The sequence below is a fragment of the Halomonas ventosae genome (assembly GCF_004363555.1).
In the GTDB taxonomy this organism is placed as follows: Bacteria; Pseudomonadota; Gammaproteobacteria; order Pseudomonadales; family Halomonadaceae; genus Halomonas; species Halomonas ventosae.
On sequence record NZ_SNZJ01000008.1, the window covers coordinates 41,685 to 58,231 of the forward strand.

Genomic DNA, 16,547 nt, shown 5'->3' on the forward strand with positions numbered 1-16,547 from the left:
CTCCGTGTCAGCGGGCGTGGCGGGCGCGGTCAAGCACCGTCTCGAGCTCGGCGGGCAGCGGCGCCTTGATCTTCACCGGCCGGCCACTGCTGGGCTCGGGAAAGGTCAGCGCCGCGGCATGCAGGAAGAGGCGCGACAGCCCCAGCGAGGCGGAGAGCCGCTGGCTCTCGCGGCTGCCGTACTTGTCGTCACCGAGCAGCGGATGGCCGGCATGGGCCGCATGCACGCGGATCTGGTGGGTCCGCCCGGTGACCGGCTCGGCCTCGACCAGGGTGGCCTTCTCGAAGGCCTCGCGTACCGCGAAGCGGGTCCGGGCCACCTTGCCGCCCGGCTCGACCCGCACCCGTCGCTCGCCGTTGGGAAGCTCGAAGCGGTCGAGCCGGGCGCTGACGAAGTCGCGTCGCGCCGGCCAGCGCCCGGCTACCAGCGCCAGGTACTGCTTGTCCATCTGGCGCTCCTTGAGCGAGGCGTTGAGCGCCAGCAGCGCCGGGCGCGACTTGGCCAGCAGCAGGCAGCCGGAGGTGTCGCGATCCAGGCGATGGACCAGTTCCAGGAAGTCGAGGTCCTCGCGCACCTGGCGCAACGCCTCGATCAGGCCGATCTTCACCCCGCTGCCGCCATGCACGGCGAGTCCCGAGGGCTTGTTGATCACCAGCCAGTCGCGCCCCTCCAGCAGCACGCTGCCGGCGAGCAGGTTGCGCAGGTTGTCGCTCACCTCGCGGACCGCCTCCCGAGGCGTGAGGCGCAGCGGGGGGATGCGCACCATGTCGCCCAGCGCCAGGCGGGTATCGGCCTTGACCCGCTTCTTGTTCACCCGCACCTCGCCCTTGCGCACGATGCGGTAGATCAGCGCCCTGGGCGCCCCCTTCATGCGCGTCAACAGGAAGTTGTCGACCCGCTGGCCAACCTGGCCCTCGGTCACTTCCACCCACTGCACGTCGCGCCCTTCGGCCATGCCGCCACTCCACTGAAAACCTGCTCGAAGGGCGCATTCTACCGCAGTGCTGGCCATCCTGCGCCAATTGCTGGCCACACCCTTTGCTGGTATATTGCCAACTCGCTTCACTGGGTCGTCACGACCCGACAGAGCGCCTGCACGACAGACACGCAGGCCGGAGCGAAAAGATCAGGCCGCGACGATCCTCGCCAATCCGGGGTCCCGCCGCCGACAAGCAAGCGATACAACGCCACGCCCGGCTTCGGTCGCGCTCCCTGCAGCACGACCGAAGATCGCGGGATACGTACAACAACGTGCCGGAGGCCGGCGTTGGCGAATCGATGAATGCCAGGTGTTGGCGGTGACCGCAGGGCCGGATGGGCGACGTCCCACCGAGACATGTCCTGCCTCCGCCCCGTACTCAACATGATCACGCCGTGTCGGTTCCATCGTGCAAGGATGAGCCGGAACGGCCGGGCGCACTACCGCATCCGCGACATGCGCTGAGCACAAGCACGCAGCAACCAGCGGTTCGCCTCCGTCGTTGACCGCCATCCGGCGCGTCCCTACTTGCGAGACGACATGAAACGGATGCTCATCAATGCGACCCAGCCCGAAGAGCTGCGGGTCGCGCTGGTCGATGGACAACGCCTCTACGACCTGGACATCGAGTCCGGTGCCCGGGAACAGAAGAAAGCCAACATCTACCGCGGCAAGATCACCCGCGTGGAGCCCTCCCTCGAAGCCGCCTTCGTCGACTTCGGTGCCGACCGCCACGGTTTCCTGCCCCTCAAGGAGGTATCCCGCGACTACTTCCTGAAGGAGCCCTCGGGCCGACCCAGCATCAAGGAGGTGCTCAAGGAGGGCCAGGAAGTCATCGTCCAGGTGGACAAGGAGGAGCGCGGCAACAAGGGCGCCGCCCTGACCACCTTCATCAGCCTTGCCGGTCGCTTCCTGGTACTGATGCCCAACAATCCCCGGGCCGGCGGCATCTCGCGGCGCATCGAGGGCGAGGAGCGCAGCCAGCTCAAGGAGGCCATGAGCCAGCTGACCGTGCCCGACAAGATGGGCCTGATCGTGCGCACGGCCGGCATCGGCCGCTCCCCCGAGGAGCTGCAGTGGGACCTGGACTACCTGGTGCAGGTCTGGGAGTCGATCACCGAAGAGGCCGGCAAGCGCCCGGCGCCCTTCCTGATCTACCGCGAATCCAACGTCATCATCCGCGCCATGCGCGACTACCTGCGCCAGGACATCGGCGAGGTGCTGATCGACAGCGAGCAGGTCCACCAGGAGGCCCTGGCCTTCATCCGCCAGGTGATGCCCTCCTACCAGCAGAAGATCAAGCTCTACGTCGACGAGGTCCCGCTCTTCTCGCGCTTCCAGATCGAGTCGCAGATCGAGACCGCCTATGAGCGCGAGGTCAAGCTGCCCTCCGGCGGCTCCATCGTCATCGACCATACCGAGGCGCTGGTCTCCATCGACATCAACTCGGCGCGTGCCACCCGCGGCAGCGACATCGAGGAGACGGCCCTGCAGACCAACCTGGAGGCGGCCGACGAGATCGCCCGCCAGCTGCGCCTGCGCGATATCGGTGGCCTGGTGGTGATCGACTTCATCGACATGAGCCCGGCGCGCAACCAGCGCGAGGTCGAGAACCGCATGCGCGACGCCCTCAAGCTCGACCGCGCCCGGGTGCAGATCGGCCGCATCTCGCGCTTCGGCCTGATGGAGATGTCGCGCCAGCGCCTGCGCCCGTCGCTTGGCGAGACAAGCGGCGTGGTCTGCCCGCGCTGCGATGGCCAGGGCACCATCCGCGACGTGCGCTCCATCTCGCTCTCCATCATGCGCCTGATCGAGGAAGAGGCGATGAAGGAGCGTAGCGCCCAGATCCGCGCCATCCTGCCGGTACCGGTGGCCACCTACCTGCTCAACGAGAAACGCGCCGTGCTGGCCGAGATCGAGCGGCGCCAGGGCGTCCGCGTGGTGATGCTGCCCAACCCGGACATGGACACACCCCACTACGATGTCCAGCGCCTGCGCGACGACCACGTCGACGAGGAAGGCACCGCGACCCTCTCCAGCTTCGAGCTCTCCACCGACACCGAGGTGGGCAAGGAACCCGAGGCCGCCTTCGGCAAGCCGGTCCAGCGCGCCGAGGCCGCCGTGAAGACGGTGATCCACCACGAGCCGGCGCCCGCCTCCCTGCAGCAGGAAGAGGCCCCGGCCCCGGCGCCCGCTCCGGCGGCCCCGACGGCGGCCAAGGCACCGGCCGCCCCGCCCGTCGCCGAACCCCAGGCCGGGGTGCTGGGCCGCCTGGTCAAGGGCCTGGCCAAGCTGCTCGGCAGCGACGAGGCGCCCGCCGGCACCGAGCCGAAGCCGTCGGCCCGCCAGGGCGAGTCGCGTGGTGACCAGGGCGCGCGCAAGCCCGCCCAGCGCGACGACGAGCGTGGCGGTCGCAACGGCCGCCAGCGTCGCCCGCGCAACGACGAACGGCGCAGTGCACCACGCCAGGAGGGCGAGCGCGGGGAAGGCAAGCCCGCCGGCGCCGAGGGCCGCGGCAGCCGTGGCGGACGTGGCCGCGGCGGTCGTCCCGAGGAGGGCCGCCAGGCGCGTCCGCAGGAGGCGCCCAAGGCTCGCGATGAGAAGTCACGTGACGAGAAGCCACGCGACGACAGGGCTCGTGACCAGAAGCCCCGAGACGAGAAGCCCCGCGATGACGCCCGTCGCCAGAAAGGCAGCGACAAGCCGACCGAGAAGACGGGCGACACGCGTACCGAGAAGCCGGGCGCTGCCGAGGCCCCGGTGGATGACGGCAAGCCCAAGCGCACGCGCAACAATCCGCGTCAGCGCACCCGCAAGCATGCCATCAACCCCAAGGCCGAGGCCGAGCAACAGCGCCTGATGGCCGAGGCGGCCGAGGCCGGTACCGACACCGAGACCGCCCAGGGGCAATCCCAGCCCGCCGAGGCGAAGTCCGAGTCGGACGCGGCCAAGCAGCCAAGTGGCCAGGATTCCAAGGCCGAACCCAAGGCAGAGCAGAAGCCCGCCGAAGCGAAGACCGAGCCGGAAGCGGCCAAGCAGTCAGGCGATCAGGCCGCCAAGGCCGAATCCAAGGCGAATGCGCCCAAGGCGGAGCAGAAGCCCGTCGAGAAGCCTGCCGAGCCCAAGGCCGAGGCGCCAAAAGCCGAGCAGAAGCCCAGCGAAGCCGAGGCACCGAAGTCGGAGCAGAAGCCAGCCGACAAGCCGGCTGAAGCCAAGGCTGAGTTCAAGGCCGAGGCGCCGAAAGCCGAGCAGAAGCCCGCCGACGCCAAGGCCGAGGCCGAAGCACCGAAGCCCGAGAAAAAGCCGACCGAAGCCAAGGCCGAAGCAGCGAAAGCCGAGCAGAAAACTGCCGAGAAGCCTGCCGAGACCAAGGCTGAGGCACCGAAGGCCGAGCAGAAGCCCGCCGAAGCCAAGGCCGAGGCGCCGAAAGCCGAGCAGAAGCCGACCGAGGCCAAGGGCGAAGCCCAGCCGGATGCACCCAAGCCGGAGCAGAAGCCCGCCGAAGCCAAGGCCGAGGCACCGAAAGCCGAGCAGAAGCCCGCCGAAGCCAAGGCCGAGGCACCGAAAGCCGAGCAGAAGCCGGCCGAGAAGACTGCCGACGCCAAGGCGGAGGCACCGAAGGCCGAGCAGAAACCCGCCGAGGCGAAAGCCGAAGCACCGAAGCCCGAGCAGAAAACTGCCGAGAAGCCTGCCGAGACCAAGGCCGAGGCACCGAAGGCCGAGCAGAAGGCTGCCGAGGCGAACGCCGAAGCCAAGCCGGAAGCGAAGGCCGAGGAGCAGGCGACGGAGAGCCGCGCCAGCCGCCGTCGCCGTCGCCGCGCTCATAACGACCCGCGGGAGATCCGCCGTCGTGAGCAGGAGGCCAAGGCCCAGGAGGGCAAGCAGGGCTGAGGACACCCGTCCCGCCTGCACGACTGACAGCGCCCGCAGCCATGGCTGCGGGCGCTGTCGTATCGGGGAGGGGAAGAACCGGGCAGGATCAGGCTGGCACGGCCAGGCGGGGCTCTCGCTCCAGGGTCACGCCGAATCGTTCGCGCACGGTATCGGCCACCCGTCCGGCGAAGTCGAGCAGTTCCACCGCACTGCCGCCGCCGAAGTGCACCAGCACCAGCGCCTGGCGCTCATGCACGCCGAAGTGCCCCTGCCGCCAGCCCTTGAGGCCGCACTGGTCGATCAGCCAGCCGGCCGCCAGCTTGACCCGGCCATCGGGCTGGGGGAAGTGCGGCATCGTCGGATAGGCTTCCAGGAGCCTCCCCGCCAGGTCGGCCGCCACCACGGGATTCTTGAAGAAGCTCCCGGCATTGCCCAGCACGGCCGGGTCGGGCAGCTTCTCGCGGCGGATCGCGCAGACCGCCTCGGCCACTTCCAGGGCACTCGGCGAGGCGTCCACCCGGGCGGCCAGGTCACCGTAGCCGAGTCGGGGTCGCGGCGAGCGCGACAGGCGAAGCACCAGCCGGGTGATCACCACGCGCCCCTCCAGGGCACCCTTGAAGACGCTGTCGCGGTAGCCGAAGGCACACGCCGCCGGCGAGAGAACCGCCTCGCGGCCATCGTCGAGATGAACCAGGTGTACCGCCTCGATGACATCGCTCAGTTCCACGCCGTAGGCGCCGATGTTCTGGATCGGCGCGGCCCCGCACTGCCCGGGAATCAGTGCCAGGTTCTCGGTGCCCCACAGGCCCCTGGCGGCCAACGCCATGACCAGCTCATGCCACACCACCGCGGCCTCGGCATGGACGAGGACCTCCCTTCCCCGCTCCTCCAGCCACCACGACTGCATGGCGGGATGGACCACCAGGCCCGGGAGCCATGTCGGCAGGATCAGGTTGCTGCCGCCCCCCAGCAGGGTCAGCGGCCCACCCTCGCGCCGGGCCAGGTCCAGCGCCTCGCGCACCTCGTCGAGGCTGGCCGGCGCGACGAAGCGCTCCGCCCGACACGGCAGGCCCAGGGTATTGTCCCGCGAGAGGTCGTGGTGGGCACAGAGCGCCAGGCTCAAGGCCCCGGCTCCAGCTGCGCCTCGACCTCCTCGAGCAGTCCCCGTGAGGCCGCCTCGATCAGGTCCAGCACCTCGTCGAAGCCCCGGTCACCGCCGAAGTAGGGATCGGGCACGGCGCGGCCGGGATGCCCGGCATACTCCAGGAACAGCCGTGCCGGCACCCGGCTGTTGGGCGGCCGTTGCGCCTCGATGGCCTCGAGGTTGTCATGGTCCATGGCCAGCAGCAGGTCGAAGCGGTCGAAGTCGTCAGCGGCGAGCTGCCGGGCGCGCAGCCCGGAGAGGTCGACCCCCCGGCGGGTGGCGGCCTCCTGGGCCCGGGGGTCCGGCGCCTTGCCCACGTGCCAGGGACCGATACCGCAGGAGTCCACCTCCACCCGGTTAGCCAGCCCGCGTGCCTCGAGCAGGCGCCGGAACACGCCCTCCGCACTGGGCGAGCGGCAGATATTGCCGAGACAGACGAAGAGCACGCGCATCAGTGACCTCCCGGCTGCTGCATCAACTCGCGGACCCGTGCCAGGTCCTCCTCGGTGTCCACACCCGCCGGATGCGGCACCCGGGCCAGCGCCACCTGGATGGCATGACCGTGGTGCAGCGCACGCAGCTGCTCGAGCTGCTCCAGGCGCTCCAGCGGCGAGGGGGACCAGTCGCGGTACTCGGCGAGAAAGCCCGCCCGGTAGGCATAGAGCCCGATGTGCCGCAGCCAGGCATCGGTCTCCAGCAGCTCGGGGCGACGCGCGAAGGCGTCCCTGTCCCAGGGGATGGGGGCCCGCGAGAAGTAGAGGGCGCGACCGGAGAGCGCACGCACCACCTTGACCGCATTGGGGTTGAAGAGCGTCTCGACGTCGCTGATCGGCTCGGCCAGGGTGGCGATGGAGGCGTCGGGATCGTCGAAGAGCCGCGCCGCCACCTGATCGATGAGCAGCGGCGGGATCAGCGGCTCGTCGCCCTGGACATTGACCAGCACGGCATCATCGGCAAGCCCCAGCCGTTCGGCCACCTCGGCCAGGCGGTCGGTTCCCGAGGGGTGGTCGTCGGCGGTCAGCAGCACCTCGGCGCCGCAGGGGGCCAGCGCATCAACGACGCGCCGGTCATCGGTGGCGACCACCACCCGGGTGGCAGCGCTCTCCCGTGCCCGCCGCCAGACGTGGGCCACCATGGGCTCGCCGGCGATCTCGGCCAGCGGCTTGCCGGGCAGCCGCGAGGAGGCGAAGCGTGCCGGGATGACGGCGATGAACTCCTGCATGGGACCTCCTCAGGATTCGCCGGTGCGACCGGGCGAGTCGTGGAGCTTCTCGTCGACGTCCATCGCCCGGGCCTCCTCGGGCAGCATCACCGGGATGCCGTCGCGAATCGGGTAGGCGAGGCCATCGTAGCGACAGGCCAGCTCGGCGGCCTCGCGGTTGTACTTCAGCTTGCCCTTGCACAGCGGGCAGATCAGCATCGCCAGCAGTTCCTTGTCCATGACTCCCCCTCGGGTGGGTTTCAGGTGGCGGCCCGGGATGCACGCCGTGCCGCCTGGGTTGAGAGTGACACCAGCCGCGCCTGCAGCCAGTCGATGAAGGCGGCGTCGGGCCGGGCCTCCACCTCGAGGACCCAGCTGTCGACGGGCGCCAGCTCGCGACACTTGACCGCATCCTTGGCGGTCATCACCACCGGCCGACGGTCGGCGAAGGCCAGGTCGGCCGCCGTGAAGCGATGGTGGTCGGCGAAGGCGTGGGGGATCGGCTCCACGCCCAGCGCCTCCAGGGTGGCGAAGAAGCGCGCCGGGTGACCGATCCCGGCCAGGGCATGCGCCGGGCCATCGAAGGGTGGCGGCGAGGGCGGCACCCGCGCCCCGTCGCCGAGGCGGCGCCAGGCGGAGGGCACCAGCGCCATGCCATGGGCCCCGGGCGGTGCCTCGAAGGCCGGCTCGCCGTTGACCACCACGGCATCCACCTTCTCGAGCCGTGCCAGCGGCTCGCGCAGCGGACCCGCCGGCAGGCAGCGCCCGTTGCCGAAGCCACGCCGGCCATCCACGACCACGAGCTCCAGGTCGCGTCCCAGTGCCAGGTGCTGCAGGCCGTCATCGCCGATCAGGATATCGCACCCTGCCGCCAGCAGTCGCCTCGCGCCGCGGGCACGGTCCGGGTCGACCACCACCGGCACCCCTGTCTGGTCCGCCAGCATGCGGGGCTCGTCGCCGCAGGCCGCCACCGGCGTGTCGGCATCCAGCAGCAGCGGATAGCGCTCGCTGCGACCGCCATAGCCCCGCGAGAGGATGCCGGGCGACCAGCCCCGCTCGGCGAGAAAGCGCGCCAGCCAGGCCACCAGCGGCGACTTGCCGGTGCCGCCCAGGGTGATGTTGCCGACCACAATCACCGGCACCGGCGCCTGCCAGACGGCCCGCCTGCCAGAGGAGAAGGCGTCGGCGCGACGCCGCACGGCCAGGCGATAGAGGGCCTCCAGCGGGCGCATGGCCACCAGCCAGCCATCGCCCCGATAGGCGGCCGCCAGCCAGCGCTCGCCGAAACTGCCCGCCATGGCTCAGGCCGGCTCCTGGAACTGCAGCCGATGCAGGGCCGCATAGGCCCCATCCCGGGCGAGCAGCTCGGCATGGCTGCCCTGCTCGACGACCTCGCCCTGCTCGAGCACCAGGATGCGGTCGGCGCGCTCGATGGTCGAGAGGCGGTGGGCGATGACGAAGGTGGTACGCCCCCGGCAGACCTCCTCCAGGGCGGCCTGGATATGTCGCTCCGACTCGGTATCCAGCGCCGAGGTCGCCTCGTCGAGCACCAGCAGCGGCGCATCCTTGAAGATCGCCCGGGCGATGGCCAGGCGCTGGCGCTGCCCGCCGGAGAGCATCACGCCGTTCTCGCCGATCACCGCGTCATAGCCCCCCGGCATGCGTTCGATGAACTCGTGGGCATGGGCGGCCCGGGCCGCGGCCTCGATCGCCGCCCGATCGGGATCGTCGATCCCGTAGGCGATGTTGTCGGCAATGCTGGCATTGAACAGGGTGACCTGCTGGGAGACCAGGGCGATCTGGCGGCGCAGCGGTTGCAGGCGGAACGCCTCCAGGGGCACCTCATCGATCAGGATGCGCCCCGCCGTCGGACGATAGAAGCGCGGCAGCAGGCCCACCAGGGTCGACTTGCCGCTGCCGGAGCGGCCGACGATGGCGACCATCTCGCCAGGCGCCACCTCGAGGTCGATGCCCTTGAGTACCTCGGGCTGATCCTCGCCGTAGGCGAAGCGCACCCCCTCGAGGCGAACCCGCCCGGCGAGGCGGCCCGGGTCACGGGTGCCCTCGTCGCTCTCCGGGGGCTCCTCGAGCAGGCCGAAGAGCTCCCCGGCGGCTGCGATGCCCTTCTGGATCTCGCTGTTGATCTCGGTGAGCTGGCGCACCGGCTTGGCCATCAGCGCGGCGGCGGTGACGAAGGCCACGAACTCGCCGGGGGTCATCGCGTCCAGCAGAGTCGGCGACATGGCCAGCCACACCAGCAGCGCCAGGGACAGTGCCACCAGCAGCTGGATCACCGGCGTGCTGGTGGCCTTGGTCAACGCCTCCTTCATGCTCTGGCGGCGGTTGACCTCGCTGGCCTCGGCGAAGCGCGCCTTCTCGTAGGCCTCGGCACCGTGGGTCCTCACCACGCGGTAGCCGGAGAGCGCCTCGGAGGCCACGTGGGTGACATCGCCCATGGAGCGCTGGATACGCCGCGAGATGCGCCGAAAGCGCTTGCTGGCATAGCTGACCACGACGCCGATCAGCGGCGTCACGGCCAGGAACAGCAGGGTCAGCATCCAGTTGGTCCACAGCAGGTAGCTCACCAGGCCGATCACGAAGAGCCCCTCGCGCAGCAGGATGGTGACCGCCTTGGTGGCGGCCCCGGTGACCTGCTCGACGTGGTAGGTGACCCGCGAGATCAGGTGCCCCGTGGAGTGGCCATCGAAGAAGTGCCCCGGCAGGTGAAGCATGTGGTTGAAGACGTCGCAGCGCAGGGCATGGACCAGGTTGCGGGCCACGCTGCTCATGAAGTAGGTGCCGAGGAAGGTGCCGACCCCGCGGGTCGCGAACATTCCCACCACGAACAGCGGCAGGAAGAGCCGGAAGGCGGCATCGGGATTCTGGATGCCGTCGATGAGCCGCTTCATCATCTCGGCGAGGGCGGTGCTCGAGGCGGCATAGATGGCATAGCCGAGGATCGCCAGCGCGAAGGCCCGCCAGTAGGGCTTCACGTAGCCCAGCAGGCGCTTGTAGAGGGTCCAGCCGGAATGTTCGATCACGGTCTCTCCGCTTGAGGGGTTGATGACGCCGCGGTGGCGATGCGTACGTGCCGGATCTCCAGGCCGGCGGCACGGTCCAGGACGCGCACCACGTCGGCGTGGGCAGCACGCCCGTCGGCCTCCACCACCAGGCCGAATTCACGCGCCTGCTCGGCCTCGGCGGCCAGGGCCTCGCCCAGGGTCCCGGCAGTGTGGACCCGCTCGCCCAGCCGGTACTCGCCCGCGGCGGTCACCACCAGGGTCACCGGCGATGTCTCCATCTCCTGGCCGCTCTCGCTCTCGGGGAGTTCGAGCTCCAGCGCCTGGCGGGTCTCGAAGGTGGTCGAGACCATGAAGAAGATCAGCAGCAGGAAGACCACGTCGATCAGCGGGGTCAGGTTGACCTCCACCGGGTCATGCCGTCGACGGGGAAACCTCACGGTTGCTTCACCCTGGGGGCGATGCGCCCATCGGCCTCGAGTTGTTCGTCGCCGCGTGGCCCAGGCCGCGACTCGTCGGCGTGCCGCTCGGCGAGTACCAGCTCGCCCGGGTAGTGGGCGAGGTACTCGACCACCTGGCCGGCCTGCTCCTCCATGCGCACCGTGATGTCCTCGACCCGGCGCTGGAAGTAGCGGTGGAACATCAGCGACGGGATCGCCACGGTGAGGCCGGCCGCGGTGGTGACCAGGGCGCGCGAGATGCCGCCGGCCAGGTCGGCGCTCCGGCTGGCCCCGTCGCCGGTCACGATCACCGCGAAGACCTCGATCATGCCCACCACGGTACCCAACAGGCCGATCAGGGGCGTGATGGCGGCGATGGTGCCCAGAGGGCTCAGGAAGCGCTCCATGTCGTGGATCACGGCGGTGGCCGCCTCCTGGAGCCGCGCACGCACCTGCTCGTGGCCGAGCCGGGCATTGCGCAGCCCGGCCGCGAGCACGCCGCCCAGCGGGGAGTGCCCTTCCAGCCAGTAGAGGTTGACCTGCCCCCGCGCCACCAGCCGGCAGACCTCCTGTCCCAGCCCGTAGGGCGCGATGCGACGCGCCCTCAGGGTCCACAGGCGCTCGATGATGATCACCGTGGCCGCCAGCGAGCAGCCCAGCAGCGGCACCATCAGCCAGCCGCCGGCGATCAGGGCGTCCATCATGTCCATGCGGTTTCCCCCTGCAGATGACCGGCCCGGAGGCCGGGAGTCAGTGAGGCGATTCTAACGCAAGGCAGTCCCCTCGGACACCGCCCTGCCGCAAGGCGGCCGGCCGCTCGGTGCGGATTGCCTGGCGGGCGCTCTCGCCGAGCCACAGGGTCACGGCGCCGTCCAGGGCGGTGCTCCACAGGCAGCTGCCGACGTCACGGAAGCGGCGCACGACGGGGCCCGCCGGATGGCCGAAGGGGTTGTCGCGCGCCACGCTGAAGACCACATGGCGAGGCGCCAGGCGCCGCACCAGCGAGGTGCCGGAACTGGTGGTACTGCCGTGGTGCCCCGCCACCAGCAGGTCCACCCCCGGGGGAAGCTCGGCGAGGAAGCGTCGCTCGGTATCGCGCCCCACATCGCCGGTGATCAGCAGGTGCTGCCCGCCGACACTCGCCAGCAGCACGCAGGAACGGTCGTTGGACGACAATCCGTCGCGACCGGCCGGTGGCCAGAGGATGCGGAAGGCCACGCCGTCGCGTCGCCACTCGCGCCCTGCCGTGCAGGGCTCGGTCGGCACGTCGAGGGCCGCGCCGGGCGGTGCCAGGAAGCGCGTCACCCGGTGCTGATCGCGCAGGGCCGGCAGGCCACCGGCATGGTCCTGGTCGGCGTGGCTGATCAGGACGTCATCGAAACGCTGGCCCGGCGGCCACAGCGAGCCAAGCGGCATGAAGCCGGAGCCGAAGCGCGGCCCGGTGTCATAGAGCGCGCGATAGCCGGCGGTGCGCAGCTCGACCAGCTGGCCCTGGCCCACGTCGTGGACCCGGACGCGCAGCAGGCCCTCGGCTGGCACCGGGGACGAGGCGGTGAGGCCGAGCGGCACCCCCAGCAGCAGGGCCGTGCCGACCAGCCGCAGGCGCGCCGCCAGGCCGGGCAGCGCCCACAGCAGGGCGGCAAGCCCCAGGGCCAGCCCCAGCGGGACGACCCGCGACGGGGACGGCAGCCAGAGGGGCAGCCAGGTGGCGGCGAGGCCCAGCAGCGAGGCCAGGGCGTCGGCCAAGAGGCCGAAGAGGGTCCAGCACAGTGCCGAGAGCGGCGGCAGCCAGGCCGTCAGCCAGCCGAGCAGCCCCAGGGGCACCAGCAGGCTGCTGACCAGGGGGACGGCGACCAGGTTGACCAGCGGGGCCGCCGGGGCCAGGCGGTCGAAGGCCAGCAGCACCGCCGCGGCCATCAGCGGCGCCAGCAGCAGCTGGGAGCGGACCAGGGCCCGAAACCAGCCGCTCACCCCCTGCGGGCGCGCCCTCCCCTGCCAGACGAGGATCAGCAGCGCCACGGCGGCGAACGACAGCCAGAGGCCGGGACGCCAGGCCGACAGGGGATCGGCCAGCAGCACCAGCGCCAGGGCCAGCCACCAGGCCTGCCAGGGGCCGGGCGCATGGCGACCGCTGGCCACCCACAGCCCCACCAGGGCCATGATCATGGCGCGCAGCGCAGGGGGCTCCAGGCCGGCCAGGCCGGCATACCCCACCGCCGCGGCACCGGCCAGCCACCAGGGCCAGACCGCCAGGCGCCATGCCCGGGGGGTGACCAGCCAGGCAAGCCCCCTTGCCAGCCACAGGGCGAAGGCGGCCACCAGCCCCACGTGCAGACCGGAGATCACCATCAGGTGGGTGGTGCCGGTGGCGTTGAGCAGGTCCCAGTCGCGCGTCTCCAGCCGCTCGCTCGCCCCCAGGGTCAGGGCCGCCAGCCAGCGTCGATGATGGGGTGCCAGCGCCTGCTCGTCGAGGTGGGCCAGCGCCAGCCGGCGCGGCGAGAAGGGGGCGGAGGCCAGGCGGCGTGGGGGTGGCTCGCGGCGCACATAGCCGCTGGCCTGGATGCCCTCCCGCCACAGCCAGCCGCGATAGTCGAAGGCGCCGGGATTGGCGAAGCCCGCCGGCGGACGCAGGCGAGCTGTCAGCCGCCAGCGCTCGCCGGGGACCATGGCCGGGGCGTCGAAGAAGGAGAGCCTGACCCGCCCGAGGCCGCGGCAATCGGGCAACGTCGCTGCCAGGGGGCGGCACGCGATGACCGCCAGCGTCAGCCGTGCCAGCCGCTCGTCCCTGACCACCGAGACCAGGCGCCCCTCCAGCCGCAGGTCCTGGCGGGTCAGCCCCGGGGAGAGCTCGCCGCCACGCACCAGCAGCAGCTGGGCCGCCACCAGGGCCACCACCCCCAGCCCCATGGCGAGACGCACGCGACGCCCGGCCAGGACGACCAGCAGACCGATGGCCAGGGCCTCGATGGCCCCCGGTACGGCAAGATGGCTCCCCAGCACGCCGGCCAGCGTGGCGAGTGCCAGGGGAATGGCCAGGCCCAGCTGCATGGCATCGTCCCTGAACGGCAAGCAAGGCGGCCCGCTCACCCCGGAAGCGGCGTCACGTTGAGGGGGCGTCATGGCGAGGCACGCGACTCGTATGCATAATAGCCCGGGTTTGGAAGCCGCGAGCCCCTCGTCAATGCCGCGCCGACTGCTGCAGCGCTACCTGCCCCACCCCGATGCCCTCAGGCGCCGACGTTCCCTGCGCTTCGTCAGCCACCTGATCGGCAATCCTTCGCTGTGGGTGCTGACACGACGCAGCGTGGCCAATGCCTTTTCCGTAGGGCTGTTCAGCGCCCTGCTGCCGATTCCCTTCCAGATGCTGGTGGCCGCCGCCGGGGCCTGGCTGGTGCGCTGCAACCTGCCGCTCTCCATTGGCCTGGTGTGGATCACCAACCCCCTGACAATGCCGCTGATCTTCTACGGCAACTACCGCCTGGGAGCCTGGCTGCTGGACATGCCGGTGCGCCAGGCGCCGGAACGGATCTCCACCCGCTGGATCGCCGAACAGCTGGTGGAGATCCTGCCGACGCTGGCCCTGGGATCACTGGTCGCGGCCGTGGCGATTGCCGCGCTGGCCAACCTGGCGATCAGGCTGGTGTGGCGCTGGCAGGTCTCGCGCAGCTGGAAGGCACGGACACGTCGACGCCGGCGTCAGCGGCCGGCCGTCCGGGAGGAGTGAGGCCGCCATGGCGGCGGCCGGCTGACTGGCCGCCGTCTCATGGGGCGTTCAGTCTCGGTCGTCCGCCGCCTGTTCGACCAGGCGTCCGCCGTCGAGGCGAAGGACACGGTCCTGATGGGCGGCGAGCCCCGGGTCGTGGGTGACGATCACGAAGGCACAGGCCGCACTGCTCGCCAGCTCGTCCATCAGCGCCAGGATGCTCGCCGCGGTGGTCTGGTCCAGGTTGCCGGTGGGCTCGTCCATCAGCACCAGGCTCGGGTCGGTGACCAGCGCCCGGGCGATGGCCACCCGCTGGCGCTCGCCACCGGAGAGCTCGCCCGGCTTGTGGTCGGCCCGCTCGGCCATCCCGACCCGCGCCAGCAGCTGGCGGGCCCGCTCCTCGGCCACCCGCTTGCGCTGGCCGCGCACGATCAGCGGCAGGGCGGCATTCTCCAGGGCGGTGAACTCCGCCAGCAGGTGGTGGAACTGGTAGACGAAGCCGATGTGGCGGTTGCGGAAGCGCCCCAGGTCGGCGTCACCCAGCGCCAGCAGAGACTCGCCGGCGATGCGCACCTCGCCGCGACTCGGGCGATCCAGCCCGCCCAGCAGGTTGAGCAGCGTCGTCTTGCCGGAGCCGGAACTGCCGACCACGGCCACTCGCTCGCCGGCCAGGACCCGCATCGCCAGGCCATCGAGCACGGTGAGGTCCCGCGGTCCCTCGCGATAGATCCGCGTCAGGTCACGGCATTCGAGCATCACCTGCCCCGCCCGGGCGCCCGCTTCCTGTCGTGGGGTCATGGCCGTCTCACTCATAGCGCAGCACCTCGGCAGGCTGTACCCGGGCGGCACGCCATGCCGGATACAGGGTGGAGAGGAAGGTCAGCACGAAGGCCGCCGACACGATATTGCCCACATCGCTCCAGATCAGGCGTGACGGCAGGTTGCTGATGAAGTAGACCCCGGCATCGAGGAAGTGGATGCCGAAGGTGCTCTCCACCCAGCCGATGAGGTCCGACACGGTCCAGGCCAGCAGCACGCCCAGGGTCACGCCCACCAGGATGCCGATCACCCCGATCGCCAGTCCCTGGACGATGAAGATCCCCATGATCGAGCGTGGCGTGGCGCCGATGGTGCGCAGGATGGCGATGTCGGCCCGCTTGTCGGTCACCACCATCACCAGGGTGGAGACGATGTTGAAGGCCGCCACGGCGATGATCACCGTCAGCAGCAGCGCGATCATGCGCTTCTCCATCTGGATGGCCTGGAAGAGGTTGCCATGGGAGTAGGTCCAGTCGAGCCCACGGTAGCCGGCCCCCAGTTCGTCGATGATCGAGCGGGTCTCGCTGCCCGCGGCGAAGAGGTCGTCCAGTTCGAGGCGCAGGCCGCCGACCGCGTCGCCCAGCCGCGCCAGGGTCTGCATGTCGTCGATGTGGGCATAGGCCAGGGACGCGTCCAGGTCCGCGCCGACGCTGAAGATGCCGCTCACGGTGAAGCGCTTGAGCCGCGGGAAGACGCCGGCGGGGGTGATCGAGGCCTCGGGCACCAGCAGCGTCACCCGATCGCCCACGCCGACGCCCAGGCGGCGCGCCAGGATCGAGCCGAGCACGATGTTCCAGTCGCCGGGCATGAGATCCTCGAGGCTGCCGTGGCGCATGTTCTCGTCGATGATCGACACCCGGCCCTCCCACTCGGGCTCGATGCCGATGACCATGGCGCCCTCGTTGCGTCCGCCCACCGAGAACATGCCCTGCTGCTCGACATAGGGCGCCGCGCCGACTACCCGCTCGCGCTCCATGAGGCGCTCGGCCAGCGGCTGCCAGTCGGTGAGCCCACCCGGCGCCTCGATCTTGGTGTGGGGCACCATGCCCAGCACCCGGGTGCGCAGCTCGTGGTCGAAGCCGTTCATCACCGAGAGCACCAGGATGAGCACCGCGACACCCAGCATCAGGCCCAGCATGGAGGTCAGCGAGATGAAGGAGATGAAGTGGTTGCGACGCTTGGCGCGCACGTAGCGCAGCCCGATCAGGAAGGGGAGACGGTCGAACATGGGAACATTCCTTGTCGGCGGGCGCCCATGGTACGGTTTTTTGGCATCTACTGCATCGCCGGCGCCGCCCGTTTGCGTGATCATTGCATCATTGCCGGCGGCGGCCTACATTGCGCCGGCACGCCCCGAGACGACCTGCA

14 protein-coding genes are annotated in these 16,547 nt (G+C 70.6%); 2 read left to right on the forward strand and 12 right to left on the reverse strand.

Annotation, left to right across the window (positions count from 1 at the left end; translation table 11 throughout):
- Positions 1–7: 7 nt before the first annotated feature.
- A complete protein-coding gene (locus DFP85_RS08500) occupies positions 8–955 on the reverse strand; it encodes an RluA family pseudouridine synthase (protein ID WP_133635867.1) in 948 nt (315 codons plus the stop codon).
- 564 nt (positions 956–1,519) lie between these two features.
- Here DFP85_RS08500 and rne point away from each other — a divergent pair.
- Positions 1,520–4,870: a ribonuclease E gene (gene rne, locus DFP85_RS08505; protein ID WP_166644623.1), complete on the forward strand. Its 3,351-nt coding sequence runs from the start codon at positions 1,520–1,522 to the stop codon at positions 4,868–4,870.
- An 88-nt stretch (positions 4,871–4,958) separates the two neighbouring features.
- Here rne and murB read toward each other — a convergent pair whose 3' ends face one another.
- The 9 genes from murB to DFP85_RS08550 are packed head-to-tail and all read right to left on the reverse strand — an operon-like array spanning position 4,959 to position 13,705.
- Positions 4,959–5,975 (reverse strand): UDP-N-acetylmuramate dehydrogenase, encoded by a 1,017-nt coding sequence (gene murB / locus DFP85_RS08510; protein WP_133635868.1) that lies wholly within the window; start codon positions 5,973–5,975, stop codon positions 4,959–4,961.
- Complete coding sequence (locus DFP85_RS08515; protein ID WP_133635869.1) at positions 5,972–6,448, reverse strand: low molecular weight protein-tyrosine-phosphatase; 477 nt, start codon at positions 6,446–6,448, stop codon at positions 5,972–5,974. Before DFP85_RS08515 ends, murB begins: the two co-directional genes overlap by 4 nt.
- Positions 6,448–7,218: a 3-deoxy-manno-octulosonate cytidylyltransferase gene (gene kdsB, locus DFP85_RS08520; protein WP_133635870.1), complete on the reverse strand. Its 771-nt coding sequence runs from the start codon at positions 7,216–7,218 to the stop codon at positions 6,448–6,450. Before kdsB ends, DFP85_RS08515 begins: the two co-directional genes overlap by 1 nt.
- 9 nt (positions 7,219–7,227) lie before the next feature.
- On the reverse strand, positions 7,228–7,437 hold the full coding sequence (locus DFP85_RS08525) for a Trm112 family protein (RefSeq protein ID WP_106229201.1): 210 nt from the start codon (positions 7,435–7,437) through the stop codon (positions 7,228–7,230).
- Between the two features lie 20 nt (positions 7,438–7,457).
- Complete coding sequence (lpxK, locus tag DFP85_RS08530; protein ID WP_133635871.1) at positions 7,458–8,495, reverse strand: tetraacyldisaccharide 4'-kinase; 1,038 nt, start codon at positions 8,493–8,495, stop codon at positions 7,458–7,460.
- 3 nt (positions 8,496–8,498) lie between these two features.
- The gene (msbA, locus tag DFP85_RS08535) at positions 8,499–10,235 is read right to left on the reverse strand and encodes a lipid A export permease/ATP-binding protein MsbA (RefSeq protein ID WP_133635986.1); all 1,737 of its coding nucleotides are present in this window, start codon (positions 10,233–10,235) and stop codon (positions 8,499–8,501) included.
- Positions 10,235–10,657: an ExbD/TolR family protein gene (locus DFP85_RS08540; RefSeq protein ID WP_133635872.1), complete on the reverse strand. Its 423-nt coding sequence runs from the start codon at positions 10,655–10,657 to the stop codon at positions 10,235–10,237. Before DFP85_RS08540 ends, msbA begins: the two co-directional genes overlap by 1 nt.
- Positions 10,654–11,367: a MotA/TolQ/ExbB proton channel family protein gene (locus DFP85_RS08545; RefSeq protein ID WP_243737247.1), complete on the reverse strand. Its 714-nt coding sequence runs from the start codon at positions 11,365–11,367 to the stop codon at positions 10,654–10,656. The genes DFP85_RS08540 and DFP85_RS08545 overlap by 4 nt, the downstream gene beginning before the upstream one ends.
- Before the next feature lie 40 nt (positions 11,368–11,407).
- On the reverse strand, positions 11,408–13,705 hold the full coding sequence (locus DFP85_RS08550; RefSeq protein WP_133635873.1) for a DNA internalization-related competence protein ComEC/Rec2: 2,298 nt from the start codon (positions 13,703–13,705) through the stop codon (positions 11,408–11,410).
- 133 nt (positions 13,706–13,838) lie between these two features.
- Here DFP85_RS08550 and DFP85_RS08555 point away from each other — a divergent pair, with 133 nt between their 5' ends.
- Positions 13,839–14,381, forward strand: coding sequence for a DUF2062 domain-containing protein (locus tag DFP85_RS08555; protein WP_133635874.1), 543 nt, complete (start codon positions 13,839–13,841; stop codon positions 14,379–14,381).
- Between the two features lie 48 nt (positions 14,382–14,429).
- Here the strand turns inward: DFP85_RS08555 and DFP85_RS08560 are convergent, their stop codons facing one another.
- Both DFP85_RS08560 and DFP85_RS08565 read right to left on the reverse strand, forming a co-directional pair.
- Entirely contained in the window at positions 14,430–15,158 is a 729-nt protein-coding gene (locus DFP85_RS08560) for an ABC transporter ATP-binding protein (RefSeq protein WP_243737248.1), read from the reverse strand.
- Between the two features lie 7 nt (positions 15,159–15,165).
- Positions 15,166–16,407, reverse strand: coding sequence for a lipoprotein-releasing ABC transporter permease subunit (locus DFP85_RS08565; protein ID WP_133635876.1), 1,242 nt, complete (start codon positions 16,405–16,407; stop codon positions 15,166–15,168).
- Positions 16,408–16,547 lie beyond the last annotated feature (140 nt).